We start from the raw sequence: 16,397 nt of genomic DNA, 5'->3' as shown, positions 1-16,397 counted from the left end.
AAAAAGGGTGATTTTAGCATTATTTTTTAGCACAGGATTGCTATAGATTAGATAAAGCGCTTTTCTTTTGCTGTTTTAATCGCTTCTGATTTAGAATTTACATCAAGTTTGATATAAATATTTTTTACGTGACTTCGCACAGTTTCCTGATCAATAAAGAGATCGTTCGCGATTTGAGATTTCGTTTGCCCGTTTGCAATCCGATCTAAAATCTCCGTTTCTCTTTTGGTTAAGGGAGAATTTAGGTTCTTCTGAAAAGAATGCATGACGATCCTGGCTACGTTTGTACTCATTGCCCCACCACCTGTACTTACTTCTCTAACTGCATCTATAATTTTGGCAGCACCTGAGTTTTTGGTGAGGTAACCGCCAGCGCCCATAGTTAAAGCTTCAAAAACCAATTCTGGCGAGTCAAAAACGGTTAAAATAATGATACTGGTATTGCGTAAGGCTTTCTTAATAAGGGGCAGCGCCTGAAGACCGTTGGTGCCAGGCATCTGGATATCCAGCAAAATCACATCGGGTTGATCTGCTTCTAAATGTTTCTTGGCTAAATCGTATGATGCATAGGCGTTCACCACAACAAAATCTTCTACATCTGTTAATAGCGATTGGTAACCCATTCTTAAAATATCGTCGTCTTCGATTAAAACGATTCGTAAATTCTGGCTCATTTGGGATGTTTTTATTGTTTAGACGATTTTCATACTACTTTGTAACAGGAATTCTTGTAGAAATCGTGATAGTTGTACCTTTTCCCTTAATAGAAGAAATTTGGAAGGTAGATTTTATACGTTTACAACGGGTTTGGATATTGTTTAGTCCTCTTCCCCGTTCTACCGATTCGAGATCGAAACCTGCTCCATCATCTGTGGTGAGGATATTAATGGTATTGTAATCCGTTTCGATAATCATAATCAGCACCTGCTTTGCTTTTGCATGTTTTAACACATTGTTCAGCATTTCCTTAAAAATAAGCGTTAGGTTTCTGTTGAACTCCATGGATAAGTGCAGTTTTTGATATTTACTGAGCACGCCCTCCATTTTAAAATCAATGCCCGTATTTTGGAAAAGATCTATCCCGAAATTCTTAATATGTATCAAAATCTCAAAGAGATTATCGCTATGCGGATCCAAAGCCCACAGGATATCTTTTGTTCCTGTATAAAGCATGCCTGCATTCTCTCTGATCAGTCTGATCAGTTCCTTCTGATCTTTCTCCGTTTCATCAACTTTTTTGTCTAAAATCTCCGATAGTACATTAATACGTGTTAATTTATTGCCAATATCATCATGAAAGTCCTCTGCAGTCTGCTTTCTGATTTTTTCCTGTTCTTTTAGCCTTAGCTTTTCGAATTGGTATTTTTTTTGTTCTCTTGTTTTAAAGATCAGGTAAAAAATAAGCCAGATCAGAAAGATGAGCACAAGAAACGCGATAACCTTAAATAAAACAGTATCGTAATACGGTGGTACGATGGTAAAACTAAATTGTTCGATATTAGACCGCTGGCCATTTGCAATAGCATAAACCTGAAAAGTGTAGCGTCCGGGCCGGATAGCCGTATATTCAATCTCAGTATTGGGTACAGGCTTACTAAAATCGTTATCTACGCCAAGCAACTTGTAACGGTATAGCACACTTTCCGGATTGGTGAGGTACACTCCTTTAAAGCTGATCGCAATGTGGTTCTGATTATAGTTCAATTTATAAAACCCTTTTCCCTTGCCGTTTGGATCTATTCCCAGGTCTTTCGAACGATCACTTTTATGGTAAACCCACACGTGTTGAATATGAATAAAAGGGCTGTTTTTATTCTGATCCGGGCTAACGGTATTGCACTTCACTAATCCGGAAATGGTACCCACCAAAATGCTGTTTTTATAATTAATAATAGCGTTTTGGTTACACTCCACAATTAAGGGCTGGTCTCTAAAAACGATGTAATGTTGTTCCTGTTTATTAAACGTTAACTTATTGATGCCGCGACCTGTTCCGGCCCACAAATTGTTTTTATCGTCTGTTGCAAGACTATAAATATCATTCGAATTCAATCCATCAGCCACTACATAACGCTTAATAGCTTTTGTTTTGATGTTCCAGGTTACAATTCCATCACCAAGCGTAGCAAAAACCAAATTATTGCCATGTTTGATGATGCTTAATACATGCATATTGGCCAGCAATTTGATGTGGAATGTTGGATCGATTTTTTTATTCCTGATCAAAGTAATGCCATTTGATGTGGCAAGAAGCACACTGTCGTTACTTAGCGGGAAAGGGAAAATACAAGAAGAATAGCCATCAAAACCGATTACTTTTTCAATTTTTCCATCCTTTAAATAAGTGGATGATTTTAACCCATTTATCCAGATTCCTCCTTCGTTATCCTCGGCTATAGCACTGTTATCAAAACGTTCAGGCTTTAATATCTGAGAAAATTTTTGTCCGTCGTATTTCCAAACGCCGTTTCCATAAGTCGAAACCCAGATATTTTTTGCCCTGTCGGCAAAAACGAAATAGATTTTTTTATCCTTAAAAACGGGATTATCAATATTTTCTATCTTCTTTCCATCGTATTTAAAAAGTCCTTTGTTGTACGTCCCAAACCAAAGGTTTTCGTTTTTATCTACAGCAATGCCGCTTATGGGATAGGCAATATTTTGGCCTTTAAACTTATTGTAACGGATGAAGGCATCTCCCTCATATTTATAGATTCCATCACTGAAACAGGATATCCAGATGTTGTTTTCTGCATCGCTGAAGATTTCGTTAACCTGGTTATCGCTTAGTCCATTTTCTCCGTTGAAATTGATAACTGAACCATTTTTATGAATAAGGTAGGCTCCTTTTTCTGAACCGACCCACATATTTCCTTTATTATCCTGCGCCAATGAATAATAGGTATCAATGTTCGGGTTTTTGAAAAATAACTTTGTAACACCTCCTTCTGATACGTAAATCCCGTTACGATAGGTTAGGAGATAAATTTTATCGTTAATTTTTCGATCAAATAAGATCCTATTGATGGATAGGTAACTCAGTTCGTGGGACAGTTCCTGATAAATGATCCATTTACCGTTTCTGAGCTGATAAATTCCTTTTTCGGCAACCGCAGCATAAAGATTTCCAAATTTATCAGTATTGATGGTATTAATGCTTTTATCAATTATCGGGTAATAAACAAGTTTGCCTTTTTCTATTTTAAAAAGTTTACGTTCGGTTATTCCCCAAACTATACCCTGTTTATCTTTAAGTAAGTGGCTTACTGATTTACCGGAAAACAAGGTGTTTATTTTCCCTTTTTTTAAGATATTGATCCCTGCTTCTGTGCCCAAATAAACCTGGTTCTGATTATCTTCAAGAATACAGTTTATCGAATTAGATCCCAATCCATCAGCCTTGCTGTAAGAGGTAAATTCCTTTCCATCAAAATTACTTACCCCACCATAAGTACCAAGCCAAAGGGTCCTGTCTTTAGCCTGATAAATGACCATTACCTGCGATTGCGGCAGGCCATCTTTTAAACTGTAATTGGTGAAGTTATAGCTTTGAGCAGATAGCTTTAAGCTAAAGAGTAAGATGAAAAAAATGATGAAATTTATCTTAATTATAGACAGGTTACTGCACATACCATACAAAATAAGCATAATTTCTTCCAAAAGCTATCCCCCTTTTGGGGGGATATTTTTATGCATTGCCCATATAGGGATCGGTTTGGGTAATTGCTCCGGTTTCTACTTTCCCGGCATACCGTTGTTTGAAAATGCTATTACCAGTTTGTACAATACTGAAATCGTACCAGTTTGCATTTTTAGTCAGATTGAACAAAACATTCGTACTCGATTTTGGCTTTATACTGACGGTTTTGCCGGCCGATTTATACTTGTTATCTATAATTTGAAGTGTAATTAAACCCGCACTCTTATTCTCAATCGCAAAAACAAGGTTTCCGCTAAGCTTTTTGCTTACCAGACCACTCTGCTCCGGATATACTTTTACCGCAATTGAAGGGCTTTTTTTACTGCCCGCAAAATGCCTGTAAAAACCATTCGGACCACTGATGGCCAGGTCATAAATTTCGTTGTCGAAATCATCAATTTTGATGCTGTCTGTCAACACATCACCGGCCTTTACAGCGTAAGCCCATGTTTTGCCTGCCACACCTTTAAATTTAGCAAACGTATTCATATTAAAAGGTGCGCCAATGGCTTCAGTTTCACTACCGAATAAGGTTTTTGCCGACTGAAAAGTGAGTTCGATTTCGTTACTCACTAACCTCGCATCAACCATCAAATGATAAGGCAGTGCGCAGGCATGTTTGGTCCCGTTTTCTTGCTTAGGAGAATGACCTGACGTTTCAGGAGAAAACGCTTCAAATTTATTAATTTTCGCTACTTCAGTTTTATTCAGTGCAGTTGGTCCAACCTGGGCAGGTTTGTTTTTCGCATTGCCGATATTGGTGACTACAGCTTCCCGCTTTAATGGCTCTGGCGATTTAATCTCTTCTCCATTATACGGCCTGAATACCGAAGTTAAATCTCCACAGATACTTCTGCGCCAATCGCTGATGTTATTGCTTTTGATGGCCTTGCCTGTTTTTTTGGCCAGCCATTTTTCCATAAACATTAATGAAGAAGTATGGTCGAAAACCTGAGAGTTTACAAAACCTCCTTTACTCCAGGGTGAAGCAATCACCAACGGAACGCGGTAACCCAAGCCAATCGGACTTCCTTTCCGTGCTTCGAAATCGGTAGCATAGTTTATTCCTTTAGATACTTTTCCACTGGTTGGATCCTCCGGATTTGGAACGACAAACGGAGGCTGATGATCGAAATAACCGTCATTTTCATCATAGGTTAAAACGAATATCGTTTTTTTCCAAACCTCTGGGTTTTTAGTTAAAATATCCAGGGCCTCACTTACATACCAGGTTCCGTACAGAGGTGAACTGGTATGATCAGAAAAACGTTGAGGCGCAACCAGCCACGAAACTGTAGGTAATTTTCCACTGTCAACATCTTTTCTGAACTGATGAAAAATATCCCCTTTTGGAATATTAATCGTTTCAGACTCACCCTGATCATTCTTAAAGGTAAATGGTTCAAGATCCAGATAATCTTTCTGCGAAATATTGGTGGTAAAGGCTTTATCTACTAAGTTTTTTTCCTTTTGTGATAATTTATCGTATTTCTCCTGGACTTCTTCAGCGCTTAAAGCAGGTTTAACAGTATTGTCGCCATTCTTTCTAAAATAAGCCGATAATTTAACATTGTGCCTGCTGATATATTCAACAGGATTATCGCCATAATTCCCTAACCAATCGTCTATCTCACCTTCCGGCAGTTTTGAAGTCCAAAGCTCGTTTTGGTAAATGCGCCAATCGATTCCGTTATCTTCCAAAGTTTCCTGAAAAGTTGGCCAGTCTACAAATACATTATTCTGCGACTCGGCCTGATCGTTATTTACCACGGCTACGCGGTTTGCACTTTTCTCCCCCCGTATCGTTCCGGTAAAAAAGAACAGTCGGTTGGGTGTTGTACCCGTTAAAGATGAGCAAAAATGCTGATCGCAAATGGTAAAGGCATCTGCCATGGCATAATAGAAAGGAATATCATTCCGGTCATAATAAGCCAAAGTCATGGGGCTTTTAACAGGTAGCCATTTATCATATCTGCCACCGTTACGGGCAGCAACCTGATCGTTCCACGAGTGTGGCAAACCACCCTGCCAGGTAATTTTTGTTTTGTTAATGTCGACATGAAAAGGGGCATAGGTATAGCCCTGACCATCCTTTTGCAGCCAAACTTTGTTCCCATCGGGCTGAATGTGTGGGTGTGGATCGTTAAACCCGCGAACGCCCTTCATTTTACCAAACATATGGTCGAAGGACCTGTTTTCCTGCATCAGGAAAACAATATGTTCTGCATCATAAAATGTGCTTCCAGGTTCGGGGTTAATCGACATGGCTTTCAGCACCGAACTGGGCAAGGTATTGGCCATACCAGTGGCTCCGGCAAACAAAGCCGCTTTTTTTAGAAATTCTCTACGTGAGTCCATAAATTATACAATATAGCTTAGATACCGCAAGTTAAAGTTTTCAGTTGTCAATTAGCAATTTTCAGTTTGCAGTAATTATAGATTTTCAGTTAAGCAATTTGAAAAATTAACCTTAATCCTGAACCATTGAACAAACCATTACTTCTGAAACACCCTTACATAATCAACTTTCATTGTTGCAGGGAAAATAGCATCATCCACCCCTTTTTTTCCGCCCCAGTTGCCGCCTACGGCTACATTTAGAATAATATGGAAGTTCTGATCAAACGGCCAGTCGCCTAATCCTTTTTTGGTATTTTTAAAGCTGAGGTATTTTTGATCATCAATAAAGAAATCGATGCGATCGGCAAACCATTCTATGGCATACACATGGTATTCGTTATAAGGATTATTAACATTTAAAGCTTTCCCAACCTGTGTTTTTATCACATGGTTAAATTTTTCGGTATGCACTGTACCATGTACACTATCCGGGTCGTAACCCACATGCTCCATGATATCAATTTCACCACTTTTTGGCCAGTCTCCATATTTCCAATCGGTTGGTAAGGCCCAAATGGCAGGCCATAAGCCCCTGCCTTTTGGCAACATCGCACGAACTTCTACCCTTCCATATTTAAAATCAAATTTGTTTTTAGTTACCAGTCTGGCAGATGTGTAATGGTTACTTTCTTTATCTGCTTTTACAGCTATAATATTTAAATTTCCTTTTTTTACAACTGCATTTGTGCTATCGGCATCGGTATAATATTGCAGTTCGTTATTTCCCCAGCCTTTTCCGCCAACATCATAGCCCCAGTTTTTAGTTAACGGCAATCCCTTGTCGTCAAATTCATCAGCCCACTTTAACTTCCATCCCTGTGCAACAGGTGTTTTTTTGATTTCTTCAAAAAGCAATTCCGGCTCGTTGGTGGTAATGTATTCTACCTTGTGTGCCAAAAGCCATTGCATTTCGGGCACAGCATTTACCGTCCATGCATTTACGGTTAAGCCCAGTTTTTGCGCATTTTCAATCCAGTTGTCTTTTTGATACACGCTAAAATGATAGTCAGCTCCTGTCAATTTATCTGCTTTCATTTGCTCGGCACTGATCTCGCCCCTCAAATACGCAACTTTTGCCTTTGGCAGGAGTTCCAAAACACGCTTACAGTAATCGTAATCAAAACTGATGTACTCTGTCCATTCAACGGCTTTTAGTTTCTGAACCATTTCGACACATTTATTGGTTACGTCTATTCCGCGTTCTTTACTGATTAATGACGGTTTTATTTCTAAAATAAGCTTTGTTGTTTTCTGCTTTTTGCCTTCCAGTAAATAGGCCTCTAATGTTGGGATCTTCTCTCCATTGGTCATGGTTTTGGTCAACAGATCCGCATACTTTACTTTTTCAATAGTCAAACCCTGAAATTCAGGATCATGATTAATCACCAAAACACCATCAGCCGTCATCCACACATCGAACTCTGAACCATAACAGCCAAGTTTCACGGCTTCATTTAAAGAAGCGATAGAGTTTTGCGGAAAATTGTTTTTCTTCCAGGCCCCACGGTGTGCAATTACCTGGTTTTTGTTCCAGTTAAATTTTTGGGCAAATGAAGCGGTAAAAATGAACAACATCAGTGTAGAAATAAGTAATCGTTTCATATTTGGCATGATTATACAAAAAATCAAAAGTAGATTTTTATCAGAATACTCGTTTAAAATCTATGTAACCTTTGTATTAATAAAAACAAGATATAGATTTTAAAATTAATATGCATTTATGAGCCGTAACTAAGTCATATTTGATAATTTCTATTTTTACAATAGGGCGTGCGAAGAATAAACTATCTGAAATAAACACGTTACCTTACTATAGTTTCTTTCAATTGATTAGAACTATTTTTACATTTACGTTGATATGGTGAGCAATAACTACAGTGAATTACTTCGGAAGATAGATGAGTTTATCCGCAAATTCTACCTGAATAAAATTTTGCGTGGCAGTATTTATGCCGCCGCTATTCTTCTGGGGCTATACCTCCTTGTGTTTTTAAGCCTCTATTATCTCAATCCGGGTGCTGCTTTTAAAACCTTTTTGTTTTTTGCTTATTTACTCGTGGGTGCATTACTAGTCGGTTTTCTAATCATCAGGCCACTTTTATCGATGTTAAAACTGGGCAAACACCTCACCTTTGACGAAGCATCAGTTATCATCGGCAATCACTTTTCAGATATTAAGGATAAATTGCTCAATACACTTCAACTCCATCATTTATCCGAAAATCATCCCGAAAACAACCACCTTATCCTTGCCAGCATCGATCAAAAAATACTGGAGCTTAAACCTGTTCCCTTTTATACCGCAGTTAGCATTAATGATAACCGCAAATATTTAAAGTATCTTTTTGTTCCGCTCTCGATCATTTTACTCATTGCCATTATTGCGCCGGCCATTTTACGCGAAGGCACAAACAGTTTTTTTAAATACGACGAATATATTGCACCCAAAGCGCCGTTCAGCTTTGCCATTTTAAATAAAAGTTTAACGGTTACCCAGGGTGATGATGTAACCCTGAACCTCAAATTATCAGGAGATGCGCTCCCGGCCGAAATTTATGTAGAAGACGGAAAAAATACGTACAAACTCGAAAAAGAGAACATTAGTAAGTTTAAATACCATATCAAAAATATACAGAGCGACAAAAAGCTGGTTTTCAAAGGCGGTGGCTTCAGCTCAGCGGTATTTACGCTTACCGTTAAACCCCGCCCCGAATTGCTAAATGCAACCGCCACACTAAATTATCCGGCTTATTTAGGCAAAAAACAGGAATTGGTTGCCAACGTTGGCGATATGCTCCTACCCGAAGGCACCGAAGTAACCTGGAACTTTAAAACCGGTCAGAGCAATTCGCTTTTATTTATTTTAAACGGCACCGAAAACGTTTTAAAAGTGGAGGATAATGCATCGGCTTTCCATGCGACTATTAAGAACAACTCGAAATACAGCATTACCCCTAAAAATGAATATGTTACGCTAAGAGATTCCTTGTCGCACCAGATTACCGTAGTTAAAGATCAATCTCCGGGTATTTCTGTTGAAGAAAAACCAGATTCGGTAAGTAATAAGGCTTTGTATTTTAGCGGACAGGTGACTGATGATTATGGCTTTAGCCGCTTAAGTTTTAAATATAACATTAAAGAAAATAACCGGATAGTTAGCGCATTTACCAAAAACATTCCCATTAAAAGCAATGTGACAGAAAATACCTTCTTTTACTTCTGGGATTTAAAAACAGCTACAGCTAAGCCCGGTCAGGAAATTGAATATTATTTCGAAGTGGCCGATAATGATGGTGTTAACGGGGCAAAAGTTACCCGATCGGAAATTAAAACCTTTAAACAACCTACCAAAAAGGAAACAGCTGAACAGGTAAATGCAAGCAACCAGGCTTTGAAACAGAAAATGCAATCGGCTATCCGTTTAGCCAATACCATCGAAAAAGAAAGTAAAAAGGTAGCCGAAAGCCTCATCGATAAAAAACAGATCTCTTTCGAAGATAAAAAACAGATTGAATCTCTCTTAGATAAACAAAAGCAGCTTGATGAGGCCGTAAAAGAAATTAAAGAGCAGAACGAGAAAAATATTCAGCAACAGGAAGACCAAAAACAAACTGAAGAACTCTTAGAAAAACAGAAGCAGATCAAAGATCTTTTTGATAATGTGCTCGACGAAAAGACCAAAGAACTTTTGCAAAAATTGCAAAACCTGATGAATGAGAAAAATAAGGACCAAACGCAGAACGAGCTTTCTAAAATGCAATTGGACAATAAAACCCTTAAAAATGAACTCGATAGGATTTTAGAACTTTATAAACAGTTAGAATTTGAGCAAAACCTTCAAACCGATATCGATCGGCTGAATGAACTCGCTAAAGAACAAAAAGAACTGGCTGAGCAAACAAAAGATAAAAAACAGGATAATGAATCGTTAAAGCAAAAACAGGATGCTTTGAACAAGGAGATGAAAGACCTGAAAGACGATCTGAAAAAGCTGGAAGATAAAAACAAAACACTGGAAAGGCCAAATCCTTTCGAAAACCCTGAAAAAGATGTTCAGGATATACAAAAAGAGCAACAGGACAGTAAAGATGCCTTAGATAAAAAAAACTCGAAAAGCGCAAGCCAGAAACAGCAGAAAGCAGCTGAGCAGATGGAAAAACTGTCAAAAAAAATGAGCGATATGCAACAACAGGGCGAAGAAATGGAAAATAACCTCAATGCCAAAGAGTTGCGCCGCCTGTTGGAAAACTTGCTGACTACCTCTTTCGATCAGGAAAAAGTAATGCTTGCCTTAAAAAAAATGACGGCAGCAGATCCTTCTTATACCAGTAACGTGCAGAAACAGCGTAGCATTAAAGATAACCTGAAAACCATTGCTGATAGCTTGTATAGCTTAAGCAAACGGGTTCCACAAATAGAATCAACGGTGAACGAGGAAATGAATAAGATCAATTTCAACCTCGATAAAAGTTTAGAGAGTTTGGGCGACAGAAGAACCCCCGAAGCCAACCGTTTCCAGCAATTTACCATGACCTCTATCAACAACCTCACCCTGATGCTGAGCGAAGCCCTAAGTCAGTTGCAAAACATGCAGAAAAACGGCAAAGGTGGTAGCGGCAAAAAGCAAAAGCAGGGCATGAAACAGCTTTCGCAAATGCAGGATCAGCTGAATAAGAGTATGCAAAAGGCCCGCGAACAGATGCAGAAGCAAGGGGGCAACCAAGGTACAGTTGGTAAAGGCCAGATGAGCCAGGAGTTCGGTAAGATGGCGCAACAGCAACAAATGATCCGCCAGGCTTTAGAAAAGATTAACCGGGAAGAAAATAAAGATGGCACAAGCAAAATGGGTAACCTAAACGAGGCTATTAAAGAAATGAAACAGACGGAAAGTGATCTGGTAAATAAACGTTTACAACAGGAAACCTTAAACCGTCAAAAAGATCTGCTAACCAAATTGTTAGAAGCAGAAAAAGCAGAACGCGATCAGGAAGAAGATGCTAAACGCGAAAGTAAAGCAGCTAAGGAATTTCCACCATCCTACCAAAAAATGCTCGATCAGTTTAAAAAACAGCAACAAAACGGCAATGATATGTTGCAGAAGCTACCCCCTAGTTTAAACTATTACTATAAAAACAAAATTGCGGAATATTTGAAATCTTTGAATATAAGCCAATAGACCAAATCGTCATCTCGACTGAAAGGCAGTGAAATGGAGAGATCTATCTAAATTGATTTCTCAACTTCATTGCAACTCCGTTCGAAATGACAACACTTATAAATAAGAAGAAATTATATTTCTTAAATTTGCAGCCATAAACTCCATAACATGCCTGCAATATCTTTTTTTACTGAATCCGTTAGCTATAACCTTCCTCAAAAACTTAAGGTCAAAAAATGGCTTAAGGCGGCTATCGAAAAAGAAGGTTTTCAACTGCAGGAGCTCAATTTCATTTTCTGCAACGACGAGTATCTGTTGGGCATTAACCAACAGTACTTAAACCACGATACCTATACGGATATCATTACTTTTGATAATTCTGATGAGGAAAAACAGATCGTCAGTGATATTTTCATCAGCATTGAACGGGTAAAAGAAAATGCCAAAACCTTCAAAACGCTGGAGTTTGATGAAGTTTGCCGCATTATGATCCATGGCACTTTACACCTACTTGGTTATAAAGATAAAGGAAAGGCGGCCAAAACCCTTATGACTCAAAAAGAAGATGAGTATTTAAGTTACAGAGCAGATTTAGGCTTAATTTAAATCTTACGCCAACCTTCCACCACATTTATACAACGTTATAGATTAACCTTCTTATGCTAGCCATAAGTTTTTCTTCATTTATTTAATAATAAATTTACTGATTTAGCAGCTTTTCCCGCTATTGGCGCAAAGCTATTACTTGAAATGAAGATATAACCTTTTACTCCCGTTCGTCTAAAAGTTAAGTGCGTTCGTCGACAATTAATCTCCACTCGTATAATTAGCCAAAAAGCTATGCAACATTTCTTGCCTATTGCAGTCTTATATTAAAAACAATAATAAAAGACATAAAGCTGATGATCGGGACCTCGTACCCTATCATCATTCAAGATAAAGTTTAGTTTTAGTTAATGATTGAGACAGCGGCGGAGCGATTCCAGCCGCTGTTTTCTTTTTAGAACAATTTAACTAATGGTTCATTAACTACTGACAAACGAACCAAAACATCAATATTCTGCCATTTTTAGCTGATACAGAAGCCCTTTACAATTTGATTATGCCGTTCCAAATATTTTATACTTACTTTTGCACTAATTTTCCTTTATAAATCCGAAATACAAAAAAATTGAGCACACTAATTGCGGCAGAAGGCTTAGGTCATGGTTATCATGACGAATGGCTATTTAAAAATTTAACCTTAGGGATTAACTCTGGTCAGCGCGTGGCGTTGGTTGGCATTAATGGTGCAGGTAAGAGTACACTTTTAAAATTATTGGCAGAAAGGTTCCCTCCGCTTGAAGGTAAAATTGTAAAAAACAAAGCTGTTAAAATTGGTTTTCTCGATCAGGAACCACAGTTTACTGAAGGTTTTTCGATTAGCGACCATATATTCTCCCTGGAGAATAAACAACAGCAGTTGATTAAGGAATATGAAGAATTAATTGAAGATCCTAACCCTGATGAAAAAACACTTAACCGTTTATACGAAGAATTGAGTGAACATAACGCATGGGAATATGAGCATGAGATTAAAACCATTTTAAACAGAATGGGAATTACGCATCTTCAACAGAAAATTTCAACTCTATCGGGTGGTCAAAAGAAACGTTTGGCGCTAGCTAAACTTTTAATTGAGGATCCTGAGATTTTGGTGCTTGATGAGCCAACCAACCATTTGGATATTGATACCATTGAGTGGCTGGAGAAGTTATTAACTACCGGACAAAAAACAATCTTGCTGGTTACCCACGACAGGTACTTTTTAGATAATGTTTGCAATACTATTGTAGAGTTAGATCGAGGAAAAATATTTAATTACAATGGAAACTATGCTTATTTCTTAGAAAAGAAAAGCGAAAGAGAGGCTTTAGACGCAACCGTTTTACATAAGAACCAACAGCTATTAAAGAAAGAATTGGAGTGGATGAGGCGCATGCCGCAGGCCCGTGGAACGAAATCTAACGCCAGGATCAATGCTTTTTACGATTTAGAAGAAAAATCGAAGAAAAAGGCTGATAACCAGACTATTAACCTTCAAATGAAGATGTCGCGCCAGGGTGGGAAGATTATTGAAGTAGAACACATTGCAAAAGCATTTGATGGCCGGGCAATCATTAATGATTTCAGTTATACCTTTAAGAAAGGAGACCGGATTGGTTTAGCTGGTAAAAATGGTACGGGAAAATCAACATTATTAAATATCATTACCAGCCAGTTGAAACCCGATAGTGGTAAAGTTGATACCGGTGATACAACTGTTTTTGGTTATTATAAACAGGGTGGTTTAACCTTCGATCCAAAGGAAAGAGTAATTGATATTGTAAAATCTGATGCCGAATATATTAAGATGGCAGACGGCTCAGTGATTACTGCCTCTGCCCTATTAACCTTATTTCTCTTCCCGCCAAAAAAACAACACGGCATGGTAGAGAAATTAAGTGGCGGTGAAAAGAAACGATTAAACCTGATGAAGGTATTGATGCAAAATCCAAACTTTTTGATTTTGGATGAGCCGACAAACGATCTGGATATCGATACTTTAAATGTATTGGAAGAATTTTTAGAAAATTTTCCCGGTATATTAATGTTGGTATCTCACGATAGATATCTACTTGATAAAATGAGCGATCAGCTATTTATTATGGAGGGCGGAGGTGTTGTCAAAATTTACAATGGTAACTATTCCGAGTACCGTTTAAGCTTAGAGCAACCAAAGGCTAAAGTTGAAACCAAGAAAGCCCCTGCCCCCATAGTTGAACAAGCTCCGGTTAAAACAATCAAAAAGTTAAGTTTCAAAGAGCAAAAAGAATTAGAAGATAGCGAAAAAGGCATAGCAGAAACAGAAGATAAAATTGCATCATTGGGTGAGCGTTTACTTAAAACGGATGCGAGTGACTATATGAAGATACAGGAAATATCCAATGAAATTGAAACACTTCAAGCAAAGCTTGATAAATACACCATGCGTTGGTTAGAACTTTCAGAGTAAATGAATGCAATTGAAGAAGATTTTTCGCGTTATGTTTCACGTGGAACATCCTCCATCATCATACTGAATTTATTTCAATTTTGTTAGATGAAATATTGATATATGTTTCATGTGAAGCATTAATATAACCTGCTGAATTTATTTTAGCATTAAGTTAAAATAATTAATAACAAATTGTTCCACGTGGAACAATTAAAAAAATAATACATTAAAGATGTTTTCAAAATACGATTTGATTGTTGTTGGTGCTGGTCATGCAGGCTGTGAAGCTGCTGCTGCTGCCGCTAATTTAGGATCATCTGTTTTATTAATAACCATGAATATGGGTACCATTGCCCAGATGAGTTGCAATCCTGCAATGGGTGGTGTAGCTAAAGGCCAGATCGTTCGTGAAGTTGATGCAATGGGTGGATATTCTGGTATTATATCAGATAAATCAACCATCCAATTTAGAATGCTCAACAAATCTAAAGGTCCTGCCATGTGGAGTCCAAGGGCACAAATAGACAGGATGCGCTTTGCTGAGGAATGGAGATTAGCTTTGGAAAGAACGCCTAATCTGGATATGTGGCAAGATAGCGTTGTTGGTTTATTGGTAAAAGACAATACGGTATATGGGGTTAAAACATCTCTAGGTATAGAGATCGAAAGTACTGCGGTAGTCCTTACCAATGGCACTTTCCTTAACGGCGTAATGCATATCGGCGAAAAGAAATTTGGTGGAGGCCGAACAGCAGAAAGAGCTTCAACAGGCATTACCGAACAACTGGTAGAACTGGGTATGGAAGCTGGCCGAATGAAAACAGGTACTCCCCCACGCGTAGATGGAAGAAGTTTAGATTATACAAAAATGGAGGAGCAATGGGGTGATGAAAATCCAGGTAAATTCTCGTATACTGATACTGAAGTTTCAAAAGATCAGCGCTGTTGCTGGATCACCTATACCAATGGTGATGTTCATGAAACTTTAAAAGAAGGCTTTGAAAAATCACCAATGTTCACCGGCCGTATTAAAGGTTTAGGCCCGAGGTATTGCCCATCTATTGAAGATAAAATCAACCGGTTTGCCGAACGCGACAGACACCAGATTTTTGTTGAACCAGAAGGCTGGAACACCTGCGAAATTTATGTAAATGGTTTTTCAACCTCTCTTCCCGAAGATGTACAATTTAAAGCCTTAAGATTAATCCCAGGTTTCGAACAGGCAAAAATGTTCAGACCAGGTTATGCTATCGAGTATGATTTCTTCCCACCTACCCAATTGTCGCTAACACTAGAAACCAAATTAATCAGCAATTTATTTCTTGCCGGACAGATCAATGGAACTACAGGTTACGAGGAGGCAGCATGCCAGGGTTTCATGGCCGGTATAAATGCACATCAAAAAATTGCAGATAAACACGAACTGATCATGAAAAGATCTGACAGTTATATTGGTGTTTTAATTGATGACCTGGTTACCAAAGGAACGGAAGAACCTTACCGCATGTTTACTTCGAGAGCTGAGCACCGTTTGTTATTGAGACAAGATAATGCTGATATCCGCCTCTCTCCTATCGGTCATGACTTGGGTTTAATTTCTGATGAACGTTTGGAAAAAGTAAATCAAAAAATTGCAAAGGCTGATGCTTTGGTAAAGTTCACCAAAAACCAGGGGATCGAAATGAGCGACGCCAATCCAATGCTCGAAAGTTTAGGATCAAGCCCTCTAAATCAAAATGTTAAAATCCACAGTTTGGTTGGAAGGCCTCATGTGGGTTTACCTGATTTAATTAAAGTGAGTAAAGCACTTGCTGCAGCGACTAAAGATTTAGACAACGAAACTATAGAGCAGGCAGAAATTAAAATTAAATATGAAAGCTATTTTGAGAAGGAAAATGAAATTGTAGCCAAGATGCTGAAAATGGAAGACAAAGAAATTAAGCCAGATTTCGATTACAATAAAATAGTTTCCATTTCAAAAGAGGCGCGGGAAAAATTATTTAAGATAAAACCGCGTACTTTAGGTCAGGCATCAAGGATTTCGGGTGTTTCGCCATCAGATATATCGGTTTTAATGGTTTACGTTAATAAGTAATTGATAATCAATACTTTAACTTTTTAAA

At 38.1% G+C, this 16,397-nt stretch carries 8 protein-coding genes; 4 read left to right on the top strand and 4 right to left on the bottom strand.

Annotated elements, in window-relative coordinates; translation table 11 throughout:
• Positions 1-47: 47 nt before the first annotated feature.
• From AC04Q1_RS08845 to AC04Q1_RS08830, 4 genes are all read right to left on the bottom strand, one after another.
• On the bottom strand, positions 48-674 hold the full coding sequence (locus tag AC04Q1_RS08845) for a response regulator (protein ID WP_478363780.1): 627 nt from the start codon (positions 672-674) through the stop codon (positions 48-50).
• A 34-nt stretch (positions 675-708) separates the two neighbouring features.
• Positions 709-3,630, bottom strand: coding sequence for a ligand-binding sensor domain-containing protein (locus tag AC04Q1_RS08840; protein ID WP_478363778.1), 2,922 nt, complete (start codon positions 3,628-3,630; stop codon positions 709-711).
• Between the two features lie 58 nt (positions 3,631-3,688).
• Positions 3,689-6,058: a phosphocholine-specific phospholipase C gene (locus tag AC04Q1_RS08835; protein ID WP_478363776.1), complete on the bottom strand. Its 2,370-nt coding sequence runs from the start codon at positions 6,056-6,058 to the stop codon at positions 3,689-3,691.
• A gap of 138 nt (positions 6,059-6,196) precedes the next feature.
• Entirely contained in the window at positions 6,197-7,702 is a 1,506-nt protein-coding gene (locus AC04Q1_RS08830; RefSeq protein WP_478363774.1) for a glycerophosphodiester phosphodiesterase family protein, read from the bottom strand.
• Positions 7,703-7,958: 256 nt separating this feature from the next.
• Between AC04Q1_RS08830 and AC04Q1_RS08825 the strand changes: the two genes are divergently transcribed.
• The 4 genes from AC04Q1_RS08825 to mnmG all read left to right on the top strand — a co-directional run bounded on the left by AC04Q1_RS08825 (position 7,959) and on the right by mnmG (position 16,369).
• Complete coding sequence (locus AC04Q1_RS08825) at positions 7,959-11,276, top strand: DUF4175 family protein (protein WP_478363772.1); 3,318 nt, start codon at positions 7,959-7,961, stop codon at positions 11,274-11,276.
• Between the two features lie 150 nt (positions 11,277-11,426).
• A complete protein-coding gene (ybeY, locus tag AC04Q1_RS08820) occupies positions 11,427-11,864 on the top strand; it encodes an rRNA maturation RNase YbeY (RefSeq protein WP_478363770.1) in 438 nt (145 codons plus the stop codon).
• 565 nt (positions 11,865-12,429) lie between these two features.
• The gene (locus tag AC04Q1_RS08815) at positions 12,430-14,292 is read left to right on the top strand and encodes an ABC-F family ATP-binding cassette domain-containing protein (RefSeq protein WP_478363768.1); all 1,863 of its coding nucleotides are present in this window, start codon (positions 12,430-12,432) and stop codon (positions 14,290-14,292) included.
• Positions 14,293-14,506: 214 nt separating this feature from the next.
• Complete coding sequence (mnmG, locus tag AC04Q1_RS08810) at positions 14,507-16,369, top strand: tRNA uridine-5-carboxymethylaminomethyl(34) synthesis enzyme MnmG (protein WP_478363766.1); 1,863 nt, start codon at positions 14,507-14,509, stop codon at positions 16,367-16,369.
• Positions 16,370-16,397 lie beyond the last annotated feature (28 nt).

Source organism: Pedobacter humicola (assembly GCF_056490705.1).
The sequence above is the reverse complement of the archived record's forward strand: the minus strand, read 5'-3'. Positions and strand labels throughout refer to the sequence as shown.